Below are 23,501 nucleotides of genomic sequence, written 5' to 3' on the forward strand. Positions count from 1 at the left end.
TCCGCATGCCCTGTTTAGGGTATGCGGGGTAGGTTCAGCGGTCGGAGCGGCAGGCCAGGATCGAACGAGCGGGCACGCCGATCGCCTCCCCATCGAGGAGGAAAGCGCATGGTTCGGCCGCGCCGTTGACGCACAGCGCGAGGCCGCCGTTACGGAAACGGAGCATCAGCCGGCGGCGATGCGGCTCCTCCCACTGGCGGGTGGTAAGAGCGTGGCCCTGCTCGTCCAGCCACGCCACGTCGGCGTCTGACAGGAAGTCTGTGCCTTGCAAGGCCGGTGTTTCGGCACGCAGCGCGGCGAGGGCGAAGGCGTGGGCCTCGATTATCGGGTCGCGCCCCGCCCAATCGACCCAGCCGATCGCATTGTCCTGACAGTAGGCGTTGTTATTGCCCCGCTGCGTGCGGCCAAATTCGTCTCCTGCGGTCAGCATGATCGTTCCGCGCGACAGGAACAGGATGGATAGCAGCGCCATGACGTCCCGCCGTCGCGCCGCCTGTATCGCCGGATCGTCGCTTGGCCCTTCCACGCCGTTGTTCCAGCTTAAATTGTCATGATGGCCGTCGCGATTATGCTCGCCATTGGCTTCGTTATGGCGCTGCACATAGGCTGTCAGGTCAGCGAGGGTGAACCCGTCATGCGCCGCGAGAAAGTTGACGCTGCGGGTTTCTTGGCCGGCAAAAATGTCGGACGATCCCGCCAGCCGCGTTGCGAACGCGCCGATCGTGCCGCTGTTGCCGCGCCAGAATCGGCGCATTTCGTCGCGATATCGATCATTCCATTCGAGCCAGCCCTCGCCGAAGTTCCCGAGTTGGTAGCCGCCTGGCCCAATGTCCCATGGTTCGGCGATCAGGATACGGTCGGACAGGCGTGGATCGGCGCGCATCGCCCGCAGCAGGGGGGCGTCGGGATCGAACCCTGCCTCCACCCGCCCAAGCGCGGGCGCAAGGTCGAAGCGGAACCCGTCCACCCCCGCTTGCTCCACGAACCAGGCAAGCGAATCCAGGATCAGCGCCTGCGCGACCGGCGCGTTGCAGGCAATGCTGTTGCCTGTTCCGCTATCGTTGATCAGCCGGCCCTCGACGTCCCGCCGGAAATAGCCGCGGCCATCCAGCCCCCGCAGCGAAAGCGTGGGACCGAGCCGGTCGCTTTCCCCGTCATGATTATAGACCATGTCGAGGATGACTCCGATGCCCGCATCGTGCAGCTTCGCCACCGTGTCCCGCAGTTCGGCCATTCCGCCGGGCGCGATGCGCGGGTCCAGCGCGAAATAGCTCACCGGATTATAGCCCCAGGCGTTGGTGAGGCCGAGCGGCCCCAGATGCCGTTCGTCGATCCAGGCGTTGATCGGCATGAGCTCAACCGCCGAGACATGAAGCGCCTTCAAGTGCGCGAGGATGGCCGGGTGCGCGAGCGCCGCGATGGTGCCGCGCTGGCCTTCCGGCACATCGGGATGCAGCATGGTGAAGCCGCGCACCTGAACCTCATAGATGAGGCCGCCGGGCGTGAAGTGCGGTCGTTGGACGAGGCGCGCGGGCGACGGCTCCGTCACCACGCCTTTGGGCATTAGCGGGGCGGTGTCGCCCCCTTCGCCGCGCGGGGCCGCGAGCGCCGGATCATAGCCGAACGCCCGGTCGATCGCCTTTGCATAGGGATCGAGCAGCAGCTTGTCGGGATCGAACCAAAGCCCCGCATCGGGGTCATGATCGCCGTCGGCGCGTAGCCCGTATCGCGCACCGGCCCCAACGCCCACCACCTCCAGATGCCAGCGCCCTTCGGCGTCGCGCAGCATCGGCAGACGGGTTTCGCGATTGTCCTCATCGAACAGGCACAGCCACAATTGCGCCGCGTCGGGCGACCAGACCGCAAAGCGCGTACCCTGCGGTCCTACGACCGGCCCCAAGGTCATTCCGCCCCCGCCAGGAGCGACCGGTAGAGCACGGCGTATCGGGCGGCGCTGCGGGTCCAGGATACGTCCGATCGCATCCCTGCCCGCTGCATCGACTGCCACGTCGCCCTGTCGCGATGGAGCGCCACGATCCGGCTGATCGCACCGTGCAGCGAAAGTGGATCAGACGGCGCGAAGACGACGCCGGTCGCCACGCCGGCACTCACCGCTGCTTCATTGGCGTCGATCACCGTATCGGCCAGGCCGCCGACCCGCGCCACCACCGGAACGCAGCCATAGCGCAGCGCGTAAAGCTGGGTCAGGCCGCACGGCTCAAAGCGCGATGGGATGAGAATAGCGTCGCCGCCCGCCTGGAGCAGGTGCGACAGAGGCTCGTCGTAGCCGATCTGGACGCCCACTCGGCCGCGATGCCGTTCCGCCGCCCCCAGGAACGCGCCCTCCAGCGGATGATCGCCCGACCCCAGCAGGGCAAGCTTGCCGCCAAGCGTGACAAGATGGTCGATCGCGTCGACCATCAGGTCCATGCCCTTCTGCCAGGTCAGGCGGCTGACGATGATGAAGATCGGCGCGGCGTCATGATCCAGCCCGAACCGCTTTTCCAGCATCCTCCGGTTGGCGGCGCGCGCGCCTAGCGCCCGCATTCCATAGGGGCGGGGAATAAGCGTATCGGTCGCCGGGTTCCAGATGCCGGTATCGACCCCGTTCAATATCCCGTGGAGGCGATCGACACGCCCATTGATGAGGCCATCCAGCCCCATGCCATGGACCGGGGATCGGATTTCCTGCGCGTAGCTCGGGCTGACCGTCGTGATCGCGTCGGCTGACACGAGCCCTGCCTTCAGATAGCCGATGCCGCCATAATATTCGACGCCATCGACGCCCCATGCCTCGGGCGGCAGGCCGAGTTGCGGGAAGATATCCGCGCCAAAACGGCCCTGGAAAGCCAGATTGTGGATCGTCACCACCTTGGGCACCGACGCCGCCGAGCCGAAGCGGACATAGGCGGCGGTCATTGCCGCCTGCCAGTCATGGACATGGACAATGTCCGGCCGCCAGCCCTTCAGAGCGCCTTCGGTGACGTCCGCCCCGACACGGGACAGCGCGGCGAAGCGCCGCCAATTGTCGCTCCAGTCATTGCCGCCAAGATCGGCATAGGGTCCGCCTTCGCGGGTAAAAAAATCGGGCGCGTCGAGCACCAGCAGGTCAAGCCCGTCGACTTGCGCCGAAAGCACCGCCGCCTTGACGCCAAACAAATCGTCATAGCGGCGCACCAGCTTGCCTTTGCCGATCCGCGCCATGACCGCAGGATAGCCGGGCACCAGCGATAGTACCGCGACTCCGTGCTCCGCCAGCGCGCCGGGCAGAGCGCCGGTCACGTCGGCGAGACCTCCGGTCTTGATAAGCGGATAGATTTCGGAGGCGACGGACAGCAGCTTCATCATCATCCTTTATTCCGAAGCAACTTTCAGCCGCCTAAATTCCGCCGATACATTGCATTCATTCTTCCCTGGAAGGGGAGGTGGCTGGCCGCAGGCCAGACGGAGGGGTGTCCCGTTCACGAGAGGGTTGAGTAGGTCGGTCATGCCCCCCCGGGCATGACCTTCAGATTGCCGGGGGCAATCTGAACCTGCTCAACCCCTCCACCACCCGCTACGCGGGCGGTCCCCCTCCCCTTTCAGGGAGGATTTTCCCATGCGAATCCGGTTTCCATCCCCACTCACGCCACCAGCCGGTCGATCATCGGCTGGGTGATCAGGCACACGCCGCTTTCGCTTCGGCGGAAGCGTTGCGCGTCATGTTCGGGATTTTCGCCAACGATGAGGCCGGGCGGGATGATGATGCCGCTGTCCACCACGCATTTGTGCAGCCGCGCGCCGCGCCCGACAACGCAGTTGGGCATGATGACGCTTTCGGTGACGGACGAGAAACTGTGCGTCCGCACATCAGAAAAGAGCAGGCTGCGGTGCAGCGAGGAGCCCGACACGATGCAGCCGCCTGCAACCAGCGAGGAGGTCGCCGATCCACGCCGGCCATCCTCATTATGCACGAACTTGGCGGGCGGCGTGACCTCCGAATAGGTCCAGAGCGGCCAGCTGCGGTCATAGAGATCGAGCGAGGGCACCACGTCGGTCAGGTCGATGCTCGCCTGCCAATAGGCGTCGATCGTGCCGACATCGCGCCAATAGGGGACCAGCTCGCTTTCCGCGCGAACGCAGCTGCTGGAGAAACGATGCGCCACGGCTTTGCCATGCTTGACGATATAGGGGATGAGATCGCCGCCGAAGTCGCGCTTGCTGCCCGGCGTATCTGCGTCGCGGCGGAGTTGTTCGATCAGGAATTTGGTGCGGAAGACATAGATGCCCATCGACGCCAGCGCCTCGTCGGGCTGGCCGGGAATGGCGGGCGGGTCTTTCGGCTTTTCGACGAAGGCGGTGATATTGTCAGCCTCGTCGACATGCATGACGCCAAAGCCCACGGCCTCCATGCGCGGCACTTCCAGACAGCCGACGGTCACGTCCGCCCCGCTGTCGACATGCTGCTGGAGCATCAGCTCATAGTCCATCTTATAGACATGATCGCCCGCCAGAATGACCATATATTCAGGCGCATAGGCTTCGATGATGTCGATATTCTGGAACACGGCGTCGGCCGTGCCCTCATACCATTGGCTTTCGGAAATGCGCTGGCTGGCGGGCAATATGTCGAAGCTCTCGTTGCGTTCGGGGCGGAAGAAGTTCCAGCCGCGCTGCAAATGCCGGATCAGCGAGTGCGCCTTATACTGGGTCGCGACGCCGATGCGGCGGATGCCGCTGTTGAGCGCGTTGGACAGCGCGAAGTCGATGATCCGCGCCTTGCCCCCGAAATGCACCGCCGGCTTGGCGCGGCGGTCGGTCAGTTCGGCAAGGCGGCTGCCCCGCCCGCCAGCAAGCACATAGGCCATGGCATCGCGCGCGATCGGCTGATATTTTGTCTGCGTCATGGGGGCCTCTCCTTGATCGCCCATATTCTTGTTCAGTAATCCAGTTCCAGCAGCAAGGTTGCGAAGGGCGGGATGGTGATATTGGCCCAGCCCTCTTCGTCCGCTTCTACCAAGCCCATATTGCCCGCGCCGCTGCCGCCATAATCCGCCGCGTCGCTGTTCACGATCTCGCGCCAGCGCCCGCCCGAAGGGAGTCGCAGCCGATAGCCGTGGCGAAGCAGCGGGGTGAAGTGGCTGACGACCACCACCGGCCGAGCGCCGGGCGCACGACGGACCCAGGCGAAGATCGAGTCGGCGGCGGCATCGGCCAGCACCCACTCGAAGCCATCCGGCTCGCAATCGCGCGCGTGAAGCGCGGGACGCGAACGGTACACACGGTTCAAGTCCGCGACCAGCCGCTGCACCCCGACATGTGCGTCGGAATCGAGCAATTCCCAGTCAAGCGCGCGCGCCTCGCTCCACTCGCGCCGCTGGGCGAATTCCTGCCCCATGAACAGAAGCTTCTTGCCCGGATAGCCCCACATGAACGCATAATAGGCGCGCAGCGTCGCGAATTTCTGCCAGTCGTCGCCGGCCATCTTGGTCAGCATCGACCCTTTGCCATGCACGACCTCATCATGGCTCAAAGGCAGGACGAAATTCTCGCTGAAGGCATAGACGAGGCCAAAGGTGATGTCGTCATGATGATGCGCCCGATGCACCGGATCGCGCGCGAGATAGCGCAGCGTGTCGTGCATGAAGCCCATGTTCCATTTGAAGCCAAAGCCCAGGCCCCCGCTATGTACCGGCGCGGACACCGCCGGCCAGCTGGTCGATTCCTCGGCGATGGTGACGACGCCGGGATGCTGGCCGTATAGCGCCTTGTTCATCGCTTGAAGAAACGCGACCGCCTCCACATTCTCGCGCCCGCCATGGGCATTGGGAATCCATTCGCCCGCCTTGCGCGAATAGTCGAGGTAGAGCATCGAGGCGACGGCATCCACGCGCAGCCCGTCGACATGATAGCGTTCCGCCCAGAACAGGGCGTTGTTGACCAGGAATTGCGCCACTTCCCGCCGGCCGAAATTATAGATGGCGGTGTTCCAGTCGGGATGGAACCCCTTGCGCGGGTCGGCATGTTCGTAGAGCGCGGTCCCGTCGAACCGCGCGAGGCCATGCTCATCGGTCGGGAAATGCGCCGGCACCCAGTCGAGCAGAACGCCCAGCCCCGCCCGGTGCGCGCCGTCCACGAAGCGCGCGAATCCCGCCGGATCGCCGAACCGCGCTGTCGGCGCATAGAGGCCCAGCGTCTGGTATCCCCAGCTCGGATCATAGGGATGCTCGCTGATCGGCAGCAGCTCGATATGGGTGAAGCCCATGCCCACGACATAGGGAATCAGCCGCCGCGCCAGTTCGTCCCAGTCCAGGAACCCATCATCGTCTGCCCGCTGCCAGGAGCCGGCATGGACTTCGTAGATCGACATGGGCTGGCGGCGCGCATCAGCCTGCCGCCAATAGTCGCGGTGCCGATCGTCGCCCCACACATGGTCCATCGGCGCCGCCACGATCGAGGCGGTCGAGGGGCGCAGCTCGGACTGGAAGGCGAAGGGATCGGCTTTCAGCGGCAGCACCACGCCGTCCGCGCCGACAATCTCATATTTATAGGGCGTGCCCGCGCCGACCTCCGGCACGAATATTTCCCATACGCCCACATCGGCGCGCCGGCGCATCGGCCCGCGTCGCCCGTCCCAGCGGTTGAAGTCGCCGACCACCGACACGCGCTGCGCGTCGGGCGCCCACACCGCAAAATGGGTGCCGCTCACGCCCTCATGGGTCAGGATATGCGCGCCCAACTTATCGAACAGGCGCAGATGCGATCCTTCGGCGAGAAAATAGTCGTCGAGCGGCCCCAGCACCGGGCCAAAGCTGTAGGGATCGAGCAGCGCGTAGGTGCCTCCGTCGCCATAGGTCGCGACATAGCGCAGCGGCTGCTGCTTGCGGATCGACACCTGCCCGGCAAAGAGGCCGTCGGGATGGATCAGCTTCAGATCGCCGACGGGCTTCCCCGCCAGCGTCTCCGCTGAGACGCTGACCGCCTCGGGCAGCAGCGTACGGGCAACATAGCCTTTGTCCGCCGGATGCACGCCGAGCGTGGCGAAGGGATCATCGTCCCTGCCGGCTACCAGCCGCTCGATCTGCTCCGGCGTCAGCATCATCCCTGGCCCATCTTCCATATGTCGGCGGCATATTCACGGATCGTGCGGTCGGACGAGAACCAGCCCATGCGGGCGACGTTGCGGATCGCTTTTTCGGCCCAGGCGGCCTCATCCTGCCAGATCGCCTCGACCCGGCGCTGCGCGGCGGAATAGCTGTCGAAATCGGCGGCGACCATGAACCAGTCATGGTCGTACAGCCCCTGCACCAGCCCCTTGTAGCGATCGGGATCGTCGGGGGAGAACACGCCGCCAGCAATCGCCTGAAGCGCCTGCCCTAGTTCGCGGCTGCCCTCGATCACCTCGCGGGGACTGTAGCCCCTGGCGCGCCGCTCGTTCACCTCCTGCGCGGTGAGACCGAAGATGATGATATTCTCCTCCCCCACATGGTCGCGCATCTCGACATTGGCGCCGTCGAGCGTGCCGATGGTGAGCGCGCCGTTGACCGCGAACTTCATGTTGCCGGTGCCCGACGCTTCCATGCCGGCGGTCGAAATCTGTTCGGATAGATCGGCAGCCGGGATCATCACCTCGGCCATCGAGACATTGTAATTGGGCACGAACTGCACTTTGAGCAGCCCCGCCACCGCCGGATCATGATTGACCGCGCGGGCCACGTCGTTCGCCAGTTTGATGATGAGCTTGGCGTTATGATAGCTCGGCGCAGCCTTGCCCCCGAACAGCTTGACGCGCGGCACCCAGTCCTTTTCCGGGTGGGAGCGTATCTGGTCGTAGAGCGACACCGCCTCCACGATGTTGAGCAACTGCCGCTTATATTCGTGGATGCGCTTGATCTGGATGTCGAATAGCGCCGCCGGGTCGATCCGCGCGCCGACCCGTTTGCGGAGCAGGTCGGACAGCGCCGCCTTGTTCGCCCGTTTGATCTCCAGGAATTTCCGCTGGAACGCGCTGTCGGTGGCGAAATTGTCCAGATCGCGCAGCGCCTCGGGATCGTCCAGGAAACGCTCGCCGATCGCGTCGCGCACCAGCCCGGTCAGCCCAGGATTGCACTGCATCAGCCAGCGGCGGAAAGTAACACCGTTGGTCTTGTTGTTGATCCGCGCAGGATAGAGCCGGTGCAGGTCGGCGAACACCGTCTCCTTCATGAGTTCCGTGTGCAAAGCCGAGACGCCATTGACGCTGTGCGACCCGGCAAAGGCCAGATTGCCCATCCGCACCCGCCGCTCGCCGCCCTCGTCGATCAGCGAGATCGTGCCGACCGCGCGGTCGTCGAAGCCGCCCGCCCGGCGCGCCTCGCCCAGCAGGCGGCTGTTGATCGCATAGACGATCTGCATGTGGCGCGGCAGCAGCCGTTCGAACAGCGGCACCGGCCAGCTTTCCAGCGCCTCGGGCAGTAGTGTATGGTTGGTGTAGCTGAAGGTGCGGCGGGTAATGTCCCACGCCTCGCCGAAATCAAGGCCGTGGTCATCGACCAATATTCGCATCAGTTCCGCCACCGATACGGCCGGATGGGTGTCGTTGAGCTGAATCGCTGCCTTGTCCGCCAAAGTCCGCACGTCGCCGAAATATTGGACATGCCGGCGGACAATGTCCTGAAGGGACGCGGAGGAGAAGAAATATTCCTGCCGCAGCCGCAATTCCTGCCCCGCCGGCGAGGAGTCGGCCGGATAGAGAACGCGGGTCAGCGCCTCCGCTCGGTTGCTTTCAGCCAGCGCGCCGAGGTGATCGCCGGCATTGAACCTGTCGAGCAGGATCGGATCGATCGGCTGAGCTTCCCACAGGCGCAGCGTATTGACCCGCTTGCCGCGCCAGCCGGCGATCGGCGTGTCATAGGCGATGGCGATCACGCGCTCGCCCGGCCGCCAGCGCATCTGGTGCGACCCCGCGTCCTCGCCCTCGGCCGGATCGACGCGGCCGCCAAAGCCGACCTCGTAGCTCGCCTCGCGCCGTTCGAACTCCCAGGGATTGCCGTGCGCGAGCCAGGTCTCAGGCAGCTCAACCTGCCACCCGTCCGAAATCTCCTGTCGGAACATGCCGTTGACGTAGCGGATGCCATAGCCATAGGCGGGAACGTCCACCGTCGCCATGCTCTCCATGAAACAGGCGGCAAGCCGGCCAAGGCCGCCATTGCCGAGCGCCGCGTCGGGCTCCAGCGCGGCGATGAGGTCGAGATCGACCCCGAGCCGGTCGAGCGCGCCCTGAAGATCGCCCAGCATCTCCATATTGGACGCGGCATCGCGCATCAGCCGGCCGATCAGGAATTCGAGGCTCAGATAATAGACCCGCCGCCCCTGTTCTTCATAGGTTTTCTGCGTGGAGGCGATCCAGGCGTCGATTACCCGGTCACGTATCTCCATGATGACGGCATGCAGCCAGTCGTGCGGCTTGGCGGCGACAGCGTTCTTGCCGATGCGATAGGTCAGGCGCTCGACGATCTCATGCGCCAATATGTCCGGGTCCGATTGACGCGGCGCGGGCTTGGGCAGCTCCGCCTGGGCCTTGAGATTCATGCGCGGTCCCCCTGATGCAAATCGCCTTGGCTGTTGGTGGGACCGATGATGACACAGCCGTCCGCCCCATTCCATCGCGATTTTTGCGCTGCAACAACAACGGACGCAACTGCCATTCGATCCGGGGCACGCGCTAATCTGGTTTAGCTGCGTCGCTCAATCGTCCGGCAATACCGCCGCCGCGACCCCGGCGCGCAACTGAGCGCGGATGGGGTAGGTGCTGGAGGGAAGATGCTGGGTCATGAACAGGCCGATGATCCGAGTAACGGGATCGATCCAGAAATAGGTCGAGAATACCCCGCCCCAATAATATTCCCCATGCTCCAGCCCCATGGCAACACCGAGGCCGAAGCCGACGCCCTGATAATCGGCTTCGCTGAACATTGCGCTCGACAGGCCTGCGAGGTCGCCGCCGCCCGGTAGCTGGTTGCGCCGCATGGCTTGCACCGTCTCGTCGCAGAGCAGTCGAACGCCATCCAGTTCGCCGCCGCGCATCAACATGCGAGCGAAGCGGTGATAGTCGGCGACCGACGACGCCAGCCCCCCGCCCCCCGACAGGAATCGCCCGGTCCTGCGCCAACCGCTTCGCGCGCCCAGGTCCGCGACGCTGATGCCGCCGCTTTCGTCCAGCCGCCAGGCGTCGGTCAGCCGATCAGCCTTCTCGTCGGGCACGGCGAAACCCGTGTCCCCCATCCCCAGCGGATCGAAGATGCGACGGCGGAACACCGAGCCCAGATCCTCACCCGTCAACCGCTCGATCAAAACGCCCAGCACATCGGTCGACACCGAATAATTCCAGCGCTCGCCCGGCGAAAATTCGAGCGGCAGCGTCGCCAAGTCAGCGATAAATTGATCGGACGTGCGCTTCTGCTGGAAATCGTCCAGCCCCAGCGCCCGATAGCGCGCGTCGATGGGCGTCTGCCGCTGAAGCCCGTAGGTAAGGCCCGAGGTGTGGCGCATCAGGTCGATCATCCGCATCGGCCGCGTCGGTGGCGGACCATCGTCGCTGCCGACGCGAAGATAGGCGAACTCCGGGATCACATCGGTCACCGGCGTGTCGAGCGCGACCTTCCCCTCCTCAACCAGCATCAGGAAGGCGACCGACGTCACAGGCTTCGTCATCGACGCGATGCGGTAGAGCGCGTGTTCCCTGAGCGGCGTGCCGTCGGCTCGCGCCTGCCCGCGCACGACGGATAGCAACGGCTGCTCGCCGCGCGAGAGGAACATCTGCATGTGCGGCAACCGGCCGGTGGCGACATAGGTGCGATCAAGCATGTCGACCAGCGCATCGAGCCGATCGGCGTCCATGCCCGCCGCCCGCGCCGCCGCCCTGTCCGTCACGCCCGCCATGATGCCGTCTGTCCTTTGTCGCCTATGTCCTTGCGCTAACCCAGCCACAGGCCCAGGTAAACCGCCTGGGCAATTGCCAAGACCCCGCAACCCCCTCTATGGCAACGCGCCATTATGCTGCTCGACTGGACATGACAGGCATGGCCGACGGCCTATCCGCGATCTTCCTTGCTCACCGGCCTGCGCTGCTGCGCTTCCTGCGCGCGCGTGGAGCCGGCGAGGACGCCGAAGATCTGTTGCAGGATATGTGGATGAAGCTGGAGGCGAAGGATCTGGGGCCGGTCGCCGACCCCGTCCCTTATCTCTATCGCGCCGCCAACAACCTGATGCTCGATCGCTATCGCTCCTCCACCCGGCGCGAACGGCGCGAGCAGGACTGGTCGGAGGGCGCCGGCGGGGTGATGGCGGACCCAACCGAAGCGACCGCGATCGACGAGCGGATGATCCTGAACCAGCGGCTCGAACAGGCCCGAGCCGTTTTGCGCGAGCTTGGTCCGCGCGTCGAACTGGTGTTCCGCCGCTTCCGCATCGAAGGGGTGGGTCAAAAGCTGATCGCCGAAGAACTGGGGGTCAGCCTCACCACCGTCGAGAAGGACTTGCAGAAGGCCTATCGGGCGATGCTGGCGCTGAAGCAGAAATTCGATACGGAATGATCGGGTCGGCGGCGTCAGAGCGGTTGAGGGGCAGAATGGAAACAGGGCAGCAGCCATGATCGACGAGGAAGCGCTGGACTGGCTGGTCCGCACGCGCGATCCCGATTTCACCGACTGGGACGGCTTCACCCTTTGGCTGGAGGCGGACCCGGCGCATGGCGCGGCCTATGACGCGCTGATGGCGGCGGACAGCGAGCTGGACAGTTGGCTGCCGACCGAGCCTGTCGCGATGCCGGTCGCCGCCAACGACGCCGGCCCGCGCGGCTGGCGCCCGTTGCGCTGGATCGGCGGCGGCGCGGTGGCGGCGGCGCTGGTGGCGGCCGTGTCGATCGGCATGTTCACGCGAAGCGACATCTACAGCGTCACCACACAGCCGGGCGAAACCCGCACCATCGCGCTGGACGACGGCACGCGGGTCGAGCTGAACGGTGGCACGACGATGCGCTTCGACCGCAACAATCCTCGCTTCGCCGCGCTGGACGCGGGCGAGGCCGCCTTTACCGTTCGCCACGACGCCGCCGACCCGTTCCGCGTCACCGTGGGCGATGACGTGTTCGAGGACGCGGGCACGGTCTTCAACATCGTGCATGCCGACAATGCGACCCGCATCGGCGTGTCGGAAGGCAAGGTCGTGTATAATCCGGGCGCGGAGGCTATCCAGCTCCCTGCCGGGCGCGGGCTGGCGGAGGATGCCGAGGGGCTGAGGGTCATGGCGATTGCCCCTGAAGCGGTGGCGAGCTGGCGACAAGGTCGCCTCATCTACGCCAACGCGACCATCGCGCAGATCAGCCAGGATATCGGTCGGTCGCTTGGCGTTCGATTGGAGGCCACAGCAAGTGCCCGCGCGCAACGCTTCACCGGCACGATCCGGCTGGACCGCGATCCGGCGCGTTTCTTTGCCGAGGCCGCTCCACTGATGGGCCTCACCGCCGTGCGGCAGGGCAACTCATGGCTTTTGAAAGAAGGGGATGGTCCGCAAAGCTGACCTTCTGACCGTCGCCGCCCCTCTCTTCGCAAGCGTCACTATCCTTGCAACCCCCGCTTACGGGGCGGACAGACAGGATATCATCATCGCCCCCGGCCGGCTGGGAGAGGCGGCGATCGCGCTCGGCCGCCAGACCGGGGTCAATATCGGCATCTCCGATCAGTCGCTCGCAAGTATCGCAACACCCGCGGTCAGGGGCCGGCTATCCGCCGAAGCGGCGCTGCGCCGCCTTTTGAAGGGCAGCGGCGCGCAGGCGGTGCGGGTCGCGGGCAATGGCTGGCGGATCGTGCGCGCGCCGCGTGCCGCGCCGGCCGGTGCGCCAGCGCCAGCCGCCCCCGCCAGCGCCGCCCTGCCCCCCGAGCCGCCGGCCGCCGAGATCGTCGTTACCGCATCGAAACGCGATACCCCCCTGCCCCGCTACGCCGGCATGGTTGAGGCGCTCGATGCGCGCGAGTTTTCGAGCGGCGAGGCCGCGGGCGGCACCGCAACGCTCCTCTCGCGCGTGGCGAGCCTCAGTTCCACCCATGCGGGCAACGGGCGCAACAAGCTCTTCATCCGCGCCATCGCCGATTCGGGCGTGGTCGGCCCGACCCAGGCGACCACCGGACAATATCTGGGCGATATGCGGCTCAACTATGCCGCGCCCGACCCCGACCTCAAACTCTACGACGTCGGTCGGGTCGAGGTGCTGGAAGGACCGCAGGGGACGCTCTATGGCGCGGGGTCGCTGGGCGGCATCATCCGCATCATGCCCAACGCGCCCAATCTTGGCGAAATCGGCGGGCAGGTTTCGGCCGGCTTGTCCGCGATCCAGCATGGCGATCCGGGCGGCGACCTAGCCGCCACGCTCAACCTGCCGATCGTCCCGGAAAAGCTGGCGCTGCGCGTCGTCGGCTATGGCGTGCAGGACGGCGGCTATATCGACGATGCCGGCCGCGGTGAAAACAACGTCAACCGGGTCCGCACCTGGGGCAGCCGCGCCGCGCTGCGCTTTGCCCCGGACGAAGCGTGGACGATCGACCTTACCGGCGTGTATCAGCATATCGACGGCGACGACGCCCAATATGCCGCGCGTTCGGTCGGCGGGCTGGCTCGCGCCTCCGCGGTCGCGCAGCCCTATGCGTCCGACTATCTGCTCGGCAATGTCCGGGTGGAGCGGCAATGGGACAGTCTGCGCTTCGTTTCATCGACCGGCTATGTCCGCCACCGGCTGAGCGAAAGCTACGACGCGACCCAGCCCGACAGTCCCGTCGCGCTGTTCCGCCAGCGCAACCGGGTCAGCATCTTTTCGACCGAGAACCGGCTGGTCCGCGATCTCGACAATGGCCTTGGCTGGATTCTCGGGGCCTCCTATCTCGAAAGCCATTCCGATCTCCATCGGTCGCTGACGGCGTTCGGTACGGCAAGCTTCCTGCCTGAGATCATCCCCGGCGTTCCGCTCTACGGTGGGGGGCGGGCTGCACCGGCTACGGGCGTCCGCAATATCGTCCGGGAAGCGACCCTGTTCGGCGAAGCCTCTTTCGAGCCCGTCAAGGGTCTGATCGCCACGGTCGGTGGCCGACTGACCAATAGCCGGCTGTCGGGCGAGGCGCTCGATCCCGTCGCGCTCCTCTCCAGCGCCGATCTCGCCCGTGCCGAGGCGCAGGCAGACCGCAGCGAGACTATCTTTCTGCCGTCCGCCGCGCTGCTGACCGACGCCATTCCCGATGTCACCCTCTACGCCCGCTTTCAGCAGGGATTCCGCCCCGGCGGGCTTGCGGTCGATGACCAGCGGGTCCGCCGGTTTCAGAACGACCGCGCATCGACAATCGAGGTCGGCGCACGCAAGGGCGTGCCTGGCCGCGACATTTTCGCCGCCAGCGCCAACATCGCTTACACCGACTGGCGCGACATCCAGGCCGACGTGACCGACCGGATCGGCCTGCCGACCACCGCCAATATCGGCGACGGGCGGATTTACACGGTCGAAGCGCGGATCGTTCTGCGGCCGATTTCCGCGCTCACGCTCGATGGCAGCGTCATCTACAATGACAGCCGTCTCACGCGGCCGACCGATTTCGTCCGCGCCCTTTCATACAAGGGCGCGTCGCTCAGCGTGCCAAATGTCGCCAATCTGGGCGGACGTGTGGCGGTCGACTGGCGGGCGCGGATGGGAGACACGGCGAGGCTCCACCTGTCGGGTTCGGCGCGCTATGTCGGCAAGTCCCGCCTGGGCGTCGGCCCGATACTGGGACAGACTCAGGGCGACTATGTCGACACCAGCCTGTCGGCCAGCCTGACGCGCGGGCCGGTGCAATATTCGCTGTCGCTCTCCAACCTGCTCGATAGCAACGGCAACCGCTTCTCGCTGGGCACGCCCTTCGACCTCAGCCCGGATTATTTCACGCCGCTCCGGCCGCGCAGCGTGCGGATCGGCATGGACTTCGCCTTCTAGTCGATCCCCGTAGGGACGGAACCCGCCGCCCCGCGCCGTCCCTTGCACAGGCCGCGAAGAACAGAACGCGGCGCGCATAGGGAGACATCATGCGACATCTACTGGCCTGCACGGCCATCGCCCCGGCGCTGGCGGCGCTCAGTCTGGCCGACGCGGCGGCGGAAACGACGATCAGCACCGCCACCACCACGGCAGTGCGGACATCCACCATTAAGGGCGGCGCATCCGACGACATCAGCATCGCGTCGGGCGGATCGATCACGTTGACCGGCGGCACGGCCGTCAGCGTGGACAGCAACAACAAGGTGACGAACGCCGGCACCATCACGATCAACGACGCGGACAACGTCACCGCCATCGCGATCGCCCCTGGAACCAGCGGTGCGATCACCAACAGCGGCACGATCACCCTGACGGAAAATTATACCGCCACCGACACGGACAGCGACGGCGACCTCGACGGAGCGCTCGCCAAGGGTACGAACAAGAAGGGTATCTGGCTTCAGTCCGGCGCAGCGCACAGCGGGGCCATCGACCATAGCGGCACCATTTCGATCGAAGGCACGCAGTCGTCCGGTATCCGCCTGGACGCAGCGCTCAATGGCGCGCTTTCCACCAGCGGGACGATCGGGGTCGTGGGCGACAATGGCGTCGGCGTGCTGGCCAACGGCGTCACCGGCAATGTGACCTTGCGCGGCACGACCACCGTGCAGGGCGCGAACAGCATCGGCGCGGCCCTCCTCGGTAATATCGACGGTGCGCTCAAGATTCAGGGCAGCATCGCCAGCACCGGCTACCGATCGACCACCCGTCCGTCCGACGTCAGCAAGCTCGACACCGACGACCTGCTCCAAGGCGGTTCGGCGGTGGTGATCGCCGGCAATGTCAGCGGCGGCATCATCTTCGACATCCCGCCAGCGCTCGATTCGACCAAGCCCGACGTGGACGGCGACGGGCTGACCGACGCCAGCGAAGGCTCGGCCTCCATCGTCACCTATGGCCGCGCGGCGGCGGTGCAGATCGGGTCTGCGACCCAAAGCACCAGCATCGGCGCGGTCGCAGCAGGCAACAGCGGCTATGGCCTGATCGTCAACGGCAGCATTGCCGGCTATGGCGTCTATGACGGCATCGACGCCACCGGCTTGTCGGTGGGCGGCCTGGGCGGCGCGGTGCAGATCGCCAAGGGTGTACAGATCAAGGGAACGATCGCAGCGTCCTCCTATGACAGCAACGCCACCGCCCTGCGCATCGGCAGCGGTACGAGCGCGGGTACGATCGACGTCGGCGGCACGGTCACCGCCTCCGGATCGAGCAAGGATGGCACCGTGGCGCGCGCCATATTGATCGATCGCGGCGCGTCGGTCTCCACCCTCAGCATCAGCGGCACGGTCAACGCCACCGCCGTCAGCACCGACAAGGGCGCGGCCGTCGCCATCGCTGACGCATCAGGCACGCTTGCCAATCTCTCCAACAGCGGCCGTGTCACCGCTAATGGCGGAAAGGCGGGGTCGAACGTCGCCATCGACCTCAGTGCCAACGACAGCGGCGTGTCGATAAGCCAGGCGCTGGCTTCCGCCAACGCAACAGCACCCTCCATCACCGGCGACATCCGGCTCGGTGCGGGCAATGACGTGTTGGCGGTCTCGGCCGGCAACATCACCGGCGATCTCGCCCTGGGTTCAGGCAATGACAGCGTCGCCTTCTCCGGCGCGTCCAGCCTGACCGGCGACATCGCCTTTGGCACGGGCAGCGCGACGCTCAGCCTGGCCGGCAGCGCGAAAATGGCGGGAGACGTCGATTTCGGCGACGGCAGCGGATCATTTACCCTGGGCGGAACCTCGTCTTTCTCGGGCGCGATCGCCAACGCCGGAAATGTAGGGGTCGTGCTGAATGGTGGCACATTGTCGGCCACCAACAGCGGCCGGGTCGCGCTCGCCTCGCTGTCGGCGAGCGGCACCTCAACCATCGGCGTCACCATCGACGCGGCGAAGGGGACGCACACCAGCTATGATGTCGCGGGGGCGGCCAGTTTCGCCAGCGGGGCTCAGGTGAAGGTGAACCTGACCCAAGTGGCGGGATCGACCGGCAATTACGTCATCGTGCGCGCCGGGTCGCTGACCGGAGCGCCGACGCTCGGCCAGGCGGCGGTGTTGCCTTATCTGTTCAAGGGCAGCGTCAGCGGTGACGCCGCCGCCGGCACCGTCACCCTCTCGATCGCCGCCAAGAGCGTCGCGGACCTCGGCCTTCAGGGCTCGATCGCCCAGGCCTATCCCGCGATCTTTCGGGCGCTGGACCAGGATTCAGCCGTCGCGGGTGCCTATCTCGGCATCGCGGACGGCGAGATGCTCGACGCGGCGTTGCGTCAGATGCTGCCCGATCATGCCGGCGGCACATTCGAGGCGGTGACGTCCGGTTCGCGCGCCACCGCACGCATCCTGTCGGACCCCAACGGCATCTACCGCACGAAGGACGGGCGGCTCGGTTTCTGGCTCCAGCAAGTCGGCTTTGGCGGGGCGAAGAGCGTGGGCAGCACCGGCTCCTACGACATCACCGGTTGGGGCGCGGGGGGCGGTGCGGAATATCTGACCGGCATCGGCGCATTCGGGGCGGGCCTGGCCTACATCCACGCCAGCGATTCGGCGGGTGATGCAGGCAACGCAGTCGATTCCGACCAATTTGAGCTGGCGGCGCATTGGCGCGGGCAATGGGGTCCGTTCCAGGCCTTCGCCCGCCTGTCCGCCGCGACGATCCAGTCCGACGGATCGCGCCAGTTCGATGTCGGCGATGTCATCCGCAAGGCCGAAGGAAACTGGGACGGCAAACTTTACTCCGCGACCGCCGGTGCGTCCTACCAGATGCAGATGGGCCGCTTCAGCCTGCGCCCGGCGCTTGGCATCGATTATTACCGGCTGAAGGAGGATGGCTATGCCGAAAGCGGCGGCGGCGACGCCTTCAACCTCACCGTCCTCGGCCGCACCAGCGACGAAACGACGGTGAACGGGACGCTGACCGCCGGCTATGACATGGGCAGCCTGACCCGCGAGGATGGCTGGTTCCGGGTCGAGTTGGAAGGCGGCCGGCGCGAGATCGTCAGCGGATCGCTCGGCGACACCACCGCCTTCTTCAAGGGCGGCGACCGCTTCACCCTGGTGGCGGAGGATCGCACCAGCGGCTGGACAGGCCGCGCGCGCCTCTATGGCGGCACCGACACCTTCCGCGTCGGCGGCGAGGTCGGCGCGGAAGAACAGCAGGACCATGTCGCCCTGTCGATTCGTGCGACGGTTAATTTCGTGCTGTGACGTCTAGGGAATGAACAGGCGGGTCACACCCCCAGACCCTCCCGACCCGCCTGTTCCGCCATGGCAAATGCCCATCCCCAAGGGCGCCACGGCACAAAAGAGGGGCGTCGCCGGTGCGAGCCGGCGGCGCCCCTTCATTTTCAGGGTCGATTGAGGCTGATCCTACTTCGGAGACTCTGCCCCGACGCACTGTTTCCAGATACCGCCGATCGTACCGAACTGCTTGCGATATTCGATCCGACTGCCGGTCCCTTCTGGGTAGATCGAGAAGGCGAGCGACACGCCGCCATAGCCGTTCTTGAGCAGCACGACCTTGGAGCCGTCATCCCGATCCATCGCGGGCACATTATTTTTGTTGGAAAGGCAGAAAGCGACCTCATTAGCCGACTGGGTCGAATGAAAGACCTCCGTCGGCTGCTTGTCCAAAACCGTCTGGGTTGAGGCACAGGCCGAAAGCGCGAAAACCAACGCGCCAATCATAACTAAACGCATGAAGCACCCCCAAAGAAGCAGCCCGACGACGCCCCCGCCGTCGATTCTGCTCATGCCATATCAAACAGTTAAGTCGTTTCAGGCAAGCCCCTTCTTCACCAGTTTATTTACGACCTGCGGGTTGGCCTTGCCCTGCATCGCCTTCATCGTCTGGCCGACGAAGAAGCCGAACAGCGCTTCCTTCCCACCCTTGTACTGGGCGACCTTGTCTTCATTGTTGGCCAGCACCTTGGCCACTGCCGCCTCGATCGCGCCGGTATCTGAGGTCTGCTTGAGGCCCTTTTCCTCGACAATCTTGCCGGGACGCTCGCCGGTTTCGAGCATGATCTCGAACACCTGCTTGGCGATCGTGCCGCTGATCGTGCCATCCGCCACCAGCGCCAGAAGTTCCGCGCCTTCTTCGGGGCTTACCGGGCTTTCCTCCAGGCTCTTGCCAAGCCGGTTGAGTGCGCCGTACAGTTCCGACAGCAGCCAGTTGGCCGACGCCTTGGCGACTTCTCCTTCGCTTTTCTGCTGGATGCGCGCGCCTTCGGCCAGCAGCGCCTCGAACCAGCGGGCCGTGTCAGCGTCGGCGGTCAGCGTCGCGGCATTATAGGCGGACAGCCCCAGATCCTGCTCGTAGCGGCGGCGCTTGGCATCCGGCAATTCGGGCAACGATGCCCGGCATTCCTCCAGAAACGCGTCGTCCAGTTCCAGCGGCAGCAAGTCAGGATCAGGGAAGTAGCGATAGTCGTGCGCATCCTCCTTCGACCGCATCGACCGCGTCTCATTGCGGTCGGGGTCGTAGAGCCGCGTTTCCTGCACCACCGTGCCGCCCGCTTCCAGCACATCGACCTGCCGGTTCGCCTCATGTTCGACCACGGCCATGACGAAGCGAACCGAGTTCACGTTCTTCGTCTCGGTGCGCGTGCCGAACGGTTCGCCCGGCTTGCGGACGGAGACGTTCACGTCGGCGCGCATCGACCCCTGGTCCATATTGCCGTCGCACGAGCCGACATAGCGCAGGATCGTCCTGAGCTTTGCAAGATAAGCCCCTGCTTCGGCGGGAGAACGCATATCCGGCTTCGACACGATCTCCATCAGCGCCACGCCCGATCGGTTGAGATCGACATAGGAGCGGGTGGGATGCTGGTCGTGCATCAGCTTTCCCGCGTCTTGCTCGACGTGGATGCGCTCGATGCCGATCGTCTTGGTGCTGCTGTCCGGATTCTTCTCGTCCAGCACGATGTCGATCTGCCCTTCGCCCACAAGCGGGTGGTAGAGCTGGCTGATCTGGTAGCCCTGCGGCAAATCGGCGTAGAAGTAATTCTTCCGGTCGAAGCGCGACCATTTGTTGATCTGCGCGTCGATCGCCATGCCGGTCCGCACCGCCTGACGGATGCATTCCCGGTTGGGTACGGGCAACATGCCGGGCATGGCAGCGTCGACCAGGCTGACCTGCGTGTTGGGTTCGGCCCCGAACGCGGTCGCCGCGCCGGAGAAGAGCTTGGCGTTCGACGTCACCTGCGCGTGAACCTCCAGGCCGATCACGACCTCCCACTCGCCGGTTGCGCCCTGGATGCGATAGGTTGATTCAGTCATATTACCACCACTTGTCCGGGCGCACCGCGAAACCTGCGCGTTCTTCCAATGCAAGGCTCGCGTTCAGCACCGTCTGCTCGTCCAGCGCCTTGCCGATAATCTGCAAACCGATCGGCAGCCCCGTCGCGTCCAGCCCGCCCGGCACCGCCATCGCCGGCAGGCCCGCCAGCGACGCCGGGACGGTGAAGACATCGTTCAGATACATAGCGAGCGGATCGGCCTGCTTCTCGCCAAGGGCAAAGGCAGCGCTGGGCGCGGTCGGCGTCAGCAGCAGGTCGCATTTTTCGAAGGCAAGCTCGAAATCGCGGGCGATCAGCGCGCGCACCTTCTGCGCCTGGGTATAATAAGCGTCGTAGAAGCCGGCCGAGAGTACATAGGTGCCGATCATGATGCGACGCTTGACCTCCGGTCCGAAACCCGCCGCGCGGGTGGCGGCATACATGTCCTGCAAACCCGCGCCGTCGGGCAGGTCACGCTGGCCATAGCGCACGCCGTCATAGCGGGCGAGGTTGGAGGACGCTTCGGCCGGCGCGATGATGTAATAGGTCGGCAACGCATATTGCGTGTGCGGCAGCGATACCTCCACCACGTTCGCGCCTGCATCCTTCAGCCATTCGATACCGCGATCCCACATCGCCGCGATCTCGGGGTTAAGGCCATCGGGGTGATATTCCTTCGGAATGCCGACGGTCATGCCCTTAAGGTCGCTCGACAGGTTTGCTTCCCACTGCGGCACGGGCAGGTCGAGCGAGGTCGAATCCTTGGGATCGAAGCCCGACATCACCTCAAGCAGGATGGCGTTGTCGCGCACCGTCCGCGCCATCGGCCCGGCCTGATCGAGGGAAGAGGCGAAGGCGACGATGCCCCAGCGCGAACAGCGGCCATAGGTCGGCTTGATACCGCTGATACCGGTGAAGGCGGCGGGCTGGCGGATCGACCCGCCGGTATCGGTGCCGGTCGCCGCAGGGCACAGCCGTGCGGCAATGGCCGACGAAGACCCGCCCGAGGAGCCGCCGGGCGCCAGCGCCGCGTTGCCGCCATCCTTGCGCCGCCAGGGCGAAATGACGTTGCCATAGTAGCTGGTCTCGTTGGAGGAGCCCATCGCGAACTGATCGAGATTGAGCTTGCCCAGCATCCCCGCGCCCGCCGCCCAGAGCTTCCCCGACACGGTGGATTCATAGGTCGGCGTGAAGCCTTCCAGCATATGGCTGGCGGCTGTGGTCTGGACACCTTGGGTGCAGAATAGATCCTTCATCCCGATCGGCACGCCGGCCAGAGCGCCCAGCGGTTCACCCGCCGCCTTCGCCCGGTCGGCCGCGTCGGCGGCCTCCAGCGCCTTCTCCGGCGTTTCGATGATGAAAGCGTTAAGCGCCTTGGCCGCCGCGACATTGGCGTTGAAAGCCTCGGCTACTTCGCGCGCGGAAAAGTCTCCGGCGCTAAAGCCGTCGCGGATCTCGGCTACAGTGAGGTCGGTAAGATTGGTCACACATTATCCCCGTTCGGGCTGAGCTTGTCGAAGCCCTCTGCTGAGCGACGTGAAGTGGCCTCCCTCCGGTCGGCCGAGACCTTCGACAGGCCCAAGGCGAGCGGCGAAGGCGGCAGCGCTCTATTCGATCACCTTCGGCACCGCGAAGAAGCCATGCTCGGCCTGCGGCGCGTTCGCCAACACCTTGTCGCGGACATTGCCATCGGTCACGACATCGTCGCGCAGCCGTTGGTGATTGGCGATGACGGCGGTCATCGGCTCGACGCCGGTCACGTCCACCTCGCCCAGTTGCTCCACCCAGCCGAGGATGTTGTTGAGTTCGGGCACCATTGCCTGCGCTTCGGCCTCCGTCACCGAAATGCGCGACAGGCTGGCGATCTTTTTCACGGTCTGAAGGTCTATCGACATGGGCCGCCGCTACCACCCGCGCCCGCGCGCTTCAAGCGGCTTTCGCGCCCCTTGCGCGGGACGTGCGCGTGCGCCAGACAGTGCGCGGACGGTGGCCTTTCGCCGATCGGTTGGAGAGACGGGACGGTGGCGCGGAAATTCCTCTATGTGATTGCGGGCCTCGTCGTTCTGGTGATCGCGGCGCTGCTTGCCTATCGGGTGTGGGGCAACGCGCTCATTCGCATGGTGATGGTCCCGCGCGAGCCCTTCCAGCAGGTCCAGCCGCTGCCTGCCGGCGCCTATGTTGACGCCGGCATGTGGATCGCCCGGCCCGACATTTTGAAGGGCAATCCCGCCCTATGGACTCCTGCGGGCGTTGCGCCGCCGGCCGCGGGCGCGCCTAAGGCCGCGATTTTCTTCATCCATCCCACAAGCTACATTACCACTTTCGGCGACGCCCACTGGAACGCCGGGCTTGACGACAAGGACACCGCCGCGACGGCCATGCGCTTCGTCATGGGCCAGGCCAGCGCCTTCAACGCTGCCGGGGCGGTGTGGGCGCCGCGCTATCGGCAGGCCAATTACGGTGCCTTCCTGACCGACAAGCCCGCCGGCGACCAAGCGCTCGCGGCCGCCTATCGCGACGTGGCGCAGGCGTTCGCCGCTTTCCTCAAGGCGAACCCGACCGGCCCGCTGATCCTCGCGGGGCATAGTCAGGGGACTCGCCACCTGCTGCAACTGCTGCGCGAACAGGTGGCGGGCAAGCCTGTCTCCGATCGCGTCGCTGCCGTCTATGCGGTCGGCTGGCCGGTTTCGGTGGAGGCGGACCTGCCCGCGCTCGGCCTCCCCGCCTGCGCGCGGCGCGACCAGGCGCATTGCATCGTCAGCTGGCAAAGCTATGCCGAGCCGGCAGACCCGTCCGCGATCATCGAGACGTTCGAGCGCGACAAGGGCTATACCGGCCGCCCGCGCAAGGGCACCCACATGCTCTGCACCAACCCGATCACCGGCGCGTTCAACGGCGCCGCTCCGGCCAGCGCCAACAAGGGCACGCTCGACGCCCGCGAGGACGGAAAGCCACCCAAGCTGCTGACCGGGATCGTCCCGGCCCGCTGCGACACCAGCGGCGTGCTGATGATCGGCGATCCAGTGGACATGGGACCGTTCACCCTGCCGGGCAACAACTACCATATCTATGACTACGGCCTGTTTTGGGCCAATGTACGGGAGGATGCCCAGAAAAGGCTGGCGGCTTTCCTGAAAGAGTGACAGGGCCGCCCAGCCC

General features: G+C 65.6%; 15 protein-coding genes. 5 read left to right on the forward strand and 10 right to left on the reverse strand.

Features of this window, described 5'->3' with window-relative positions; translation table 11 throughout:
• Nucleotides 1–34 precede the first annotated feature (34 nt).
• From glgX to ACETPF_RS00160, 6 genes are all read right to left on the reverse strand, one after another.
• Entirely contained in the window at nt 35–1,906 is a 1,872-nt protein-coding gene (gene glgX, locus ACETPF_RS00135) for a glycogen debranching protein GlgX (RefSeq protein WP_373932254.1), read from the reverse strand.
• Nucleotides 1,903–3,351: a glycogen synthase GlgA gene (gene glgA, locus ACETPF_RS00140; RefSeq protein ID WP_373932255.1), complete on the reverse strand. Its 1,449-nt coding sequence runs from the start codon at nt 3,349–3,351 to the stop codon at nt 1,903–1,905. Before glgA ends, glgX begins: the two co-directional genes overlap by 4 nt.
• Nucleotides 3,352–3,623: 272 nt before the next feature.
• On the reverse strand, nt 3,624–4,886 hold the full coding sequence (gene glgC / locus ACETPF_RS00145; protein ID WP_373932256.1) for a glucose-1-phosphate adenylyltransferase: 1,263 nt from the start codon (nt 4,884–4,886) through the stop codon (nt 3,624–3,626).
• Between the two features lie 32 nt (nt 4,887–4,918).
• On the reverse strand, nt 4,919–7,078 hold the full coding sequence (gene glgB / locus ACETPF_RS00150) for a 1,4-alpha-glucan branching protein GlgB (RefSeq protein ID WP_373933024.1): 2,160 nt from the start codon (nt 7,076–7,078) through the stop codon (nt 4,919–4,921).
• Nucleotides 7,078–9,549, reverse strand: coding sequence for a glycogen/starch/alpha-glucan phosphorylase (locus tag ACETPF_RS00155; protein ID WP_373932257.1), 2,472 nt, complete (start codon nt 9,547–9,549; stop codon nt 7,078–7,080). Before ACETPF_RS00155 ends, glgB begins: the two co-directional genes overlap by 1 nt.
• 156 nt (nt 9,550–9,705) lie before the next feature.
• On the reverse strand, nt 9,706–10,899 hold the full coding sequence (locus tag ACETPF_RS00160) for a serine hydrolase domain-containing protein (RefSeq protein WP_373932258.1): 1,194 nt from the start codon (nt 10,897–10,899) through the stop codon (nt 9,706–9,708).
• A 140-nt stretch (nt 10,900–11,039) separates the two neighbouring features.
• Between ACETPF_RS00160 and ACETPF_RS00165 the strand changes: the two genes are divergently transcribed.
• The 4 genes from ACETPF_RS00165 (at nt 11,040) to ACETPF_RS00180 (ending at nt 18,270) form a co-directional block, all read left to right on the forward strand.
• Nucleotides 11,040–11,552, forward strand: a complete 513-nt coding sequence (locus tag ACETPF_RS00165) for an RNA polymerase sigma factor (RefSeq protein ID WP_373933025.1) — start codon at nt 11,040–11,042, stop codon at nt 11,550–11,552.
• A 55-nt stretch (nt 11,553–11,607) separates the two neighbouring features.
• Nucleotides 11,608–12,537, forward strand: a complete 930-nt coding sequence (locus tag ACETPF_RS00170; RefSeq protein ID WP_373932259.1) for a FecR family protein — start codon at nt 11,608–11,610, stop codon at nt 12,535–12,537.
• Entirely contained in the window at nt 12,521–14,971 is a 2,451-nt protein-coding gene (locus tag ACETPF_RS00175; RefSeq protein ID WP_373932260.1) for a TonB-dependent receptor, read from the forward strand. The genes ACETPF_RS00170 and ACETPF_RS00175 overlap by 17 nt, the downstream gene beginning before the upstream one ends.
• A gap of 89 nt (nt 14,972–15,060) precedes the next feature.
• The gene (locus ACETPF_RS00180; protein ID WP_373932261.1) at nt 15,061–18,270 is read left to right on the forward strand and encodes an autotransporter outer membrane beta-barrel domain-containing protein; all 3,210 of its coding nucleotides are present in this window, start codon (nt 15,061–15,063) and stop codon (nt 18,268–18,270) included.
• Between the two features lie 162 nt (nt 18,271–18,432).
• On the opposite strand, the gene ACETPF_RS00185 is transcribed toward ACETPF_RS00180, so the two are convergent.
• From ACETPF_RS00185 to gatC, 4 genes are all read right to left on the reverse strand, one after another.
• Nucleotides 18,433–18,816 (reverse strand): hypothetical protein, encoded by a 384-nt coding sequence (locus ACETPF_RS00185; protein WP_373932262.1) that lies wholly within the window; start codon nt 18,814–18,816, stop codon nt 18,433–18,435.
• 24 nt (nt 18,817–18,840) lie between these two features.
• On the reverse strand, nt 18,841–20,343 hold the full coding sequence (gatB, locus tag ACETPF_RS00190; RefSeq protein WP_373932263.1) for an Asp-tRNA(Asn)/Glu-tRNA(Gln) amidotransferase subunit GatB: 1,503 nt from the start codon (nt 20,341–20,343) through the stop codon (nt 18,841–18,843).
• Nucleotide 20,344: 1 nt separating this feature from the next.
• Nucleotides 20,345–21,829 (reverse strand): Asp-tRNA(Asn)/Glu-tRNA(Gln) amidotransferase subunit GatA, encoded by a 1,485-nt coding sequence (gatA, locus tag ACETPF_RS00195; RefSeq protein WP_373932264.1) that lies wholly within the window; start codon nt 21,827–21,829, stop codon nt 20,345–20,347.
• A 120-nt stretch (nt 21,830–21,949) separates the two neighbouring features.
• Complete coding sequence (gene gatC, locus ACETPF_RS00200) at nt 21,950–22,237, reverse strand: Asp-tRNA(Asn)/Glu-tRNA(Gln) amidotransferase subunit GatC (RefSeq protein ID WP_373932265.1); 288 nt, start codon at nt 22,235–22,237, stop codon at nt 21,950–21,952.
• Nucleotides 22,238–22,363: 126 nt separating this feature from the next.
• Here gatC and ACETPF_RS00205 point away from each other — a divergent pair, with 126 nt between their 5' ends.
• Entirely contained in the window at nt 22,364–23,485 is a 1,122-nt protein-coding gene (locus tag ACETPF_RS00205) for a DUF3089 domain-containing protein (protein WP_373932266.1), read from the forward strand.
• The last annotated feature ends 16 nt before the right edge of the window (nt 23,486–23,501 follow it).

Source organism: Sphingobium agrisoli (genome assembly GCF_041877245.1).
GTDB lineage: Bacteria > Pseudomonadota > Alphaproteobacteria > Sphingomonadales > Sphingomonadaceae > Sphingobium.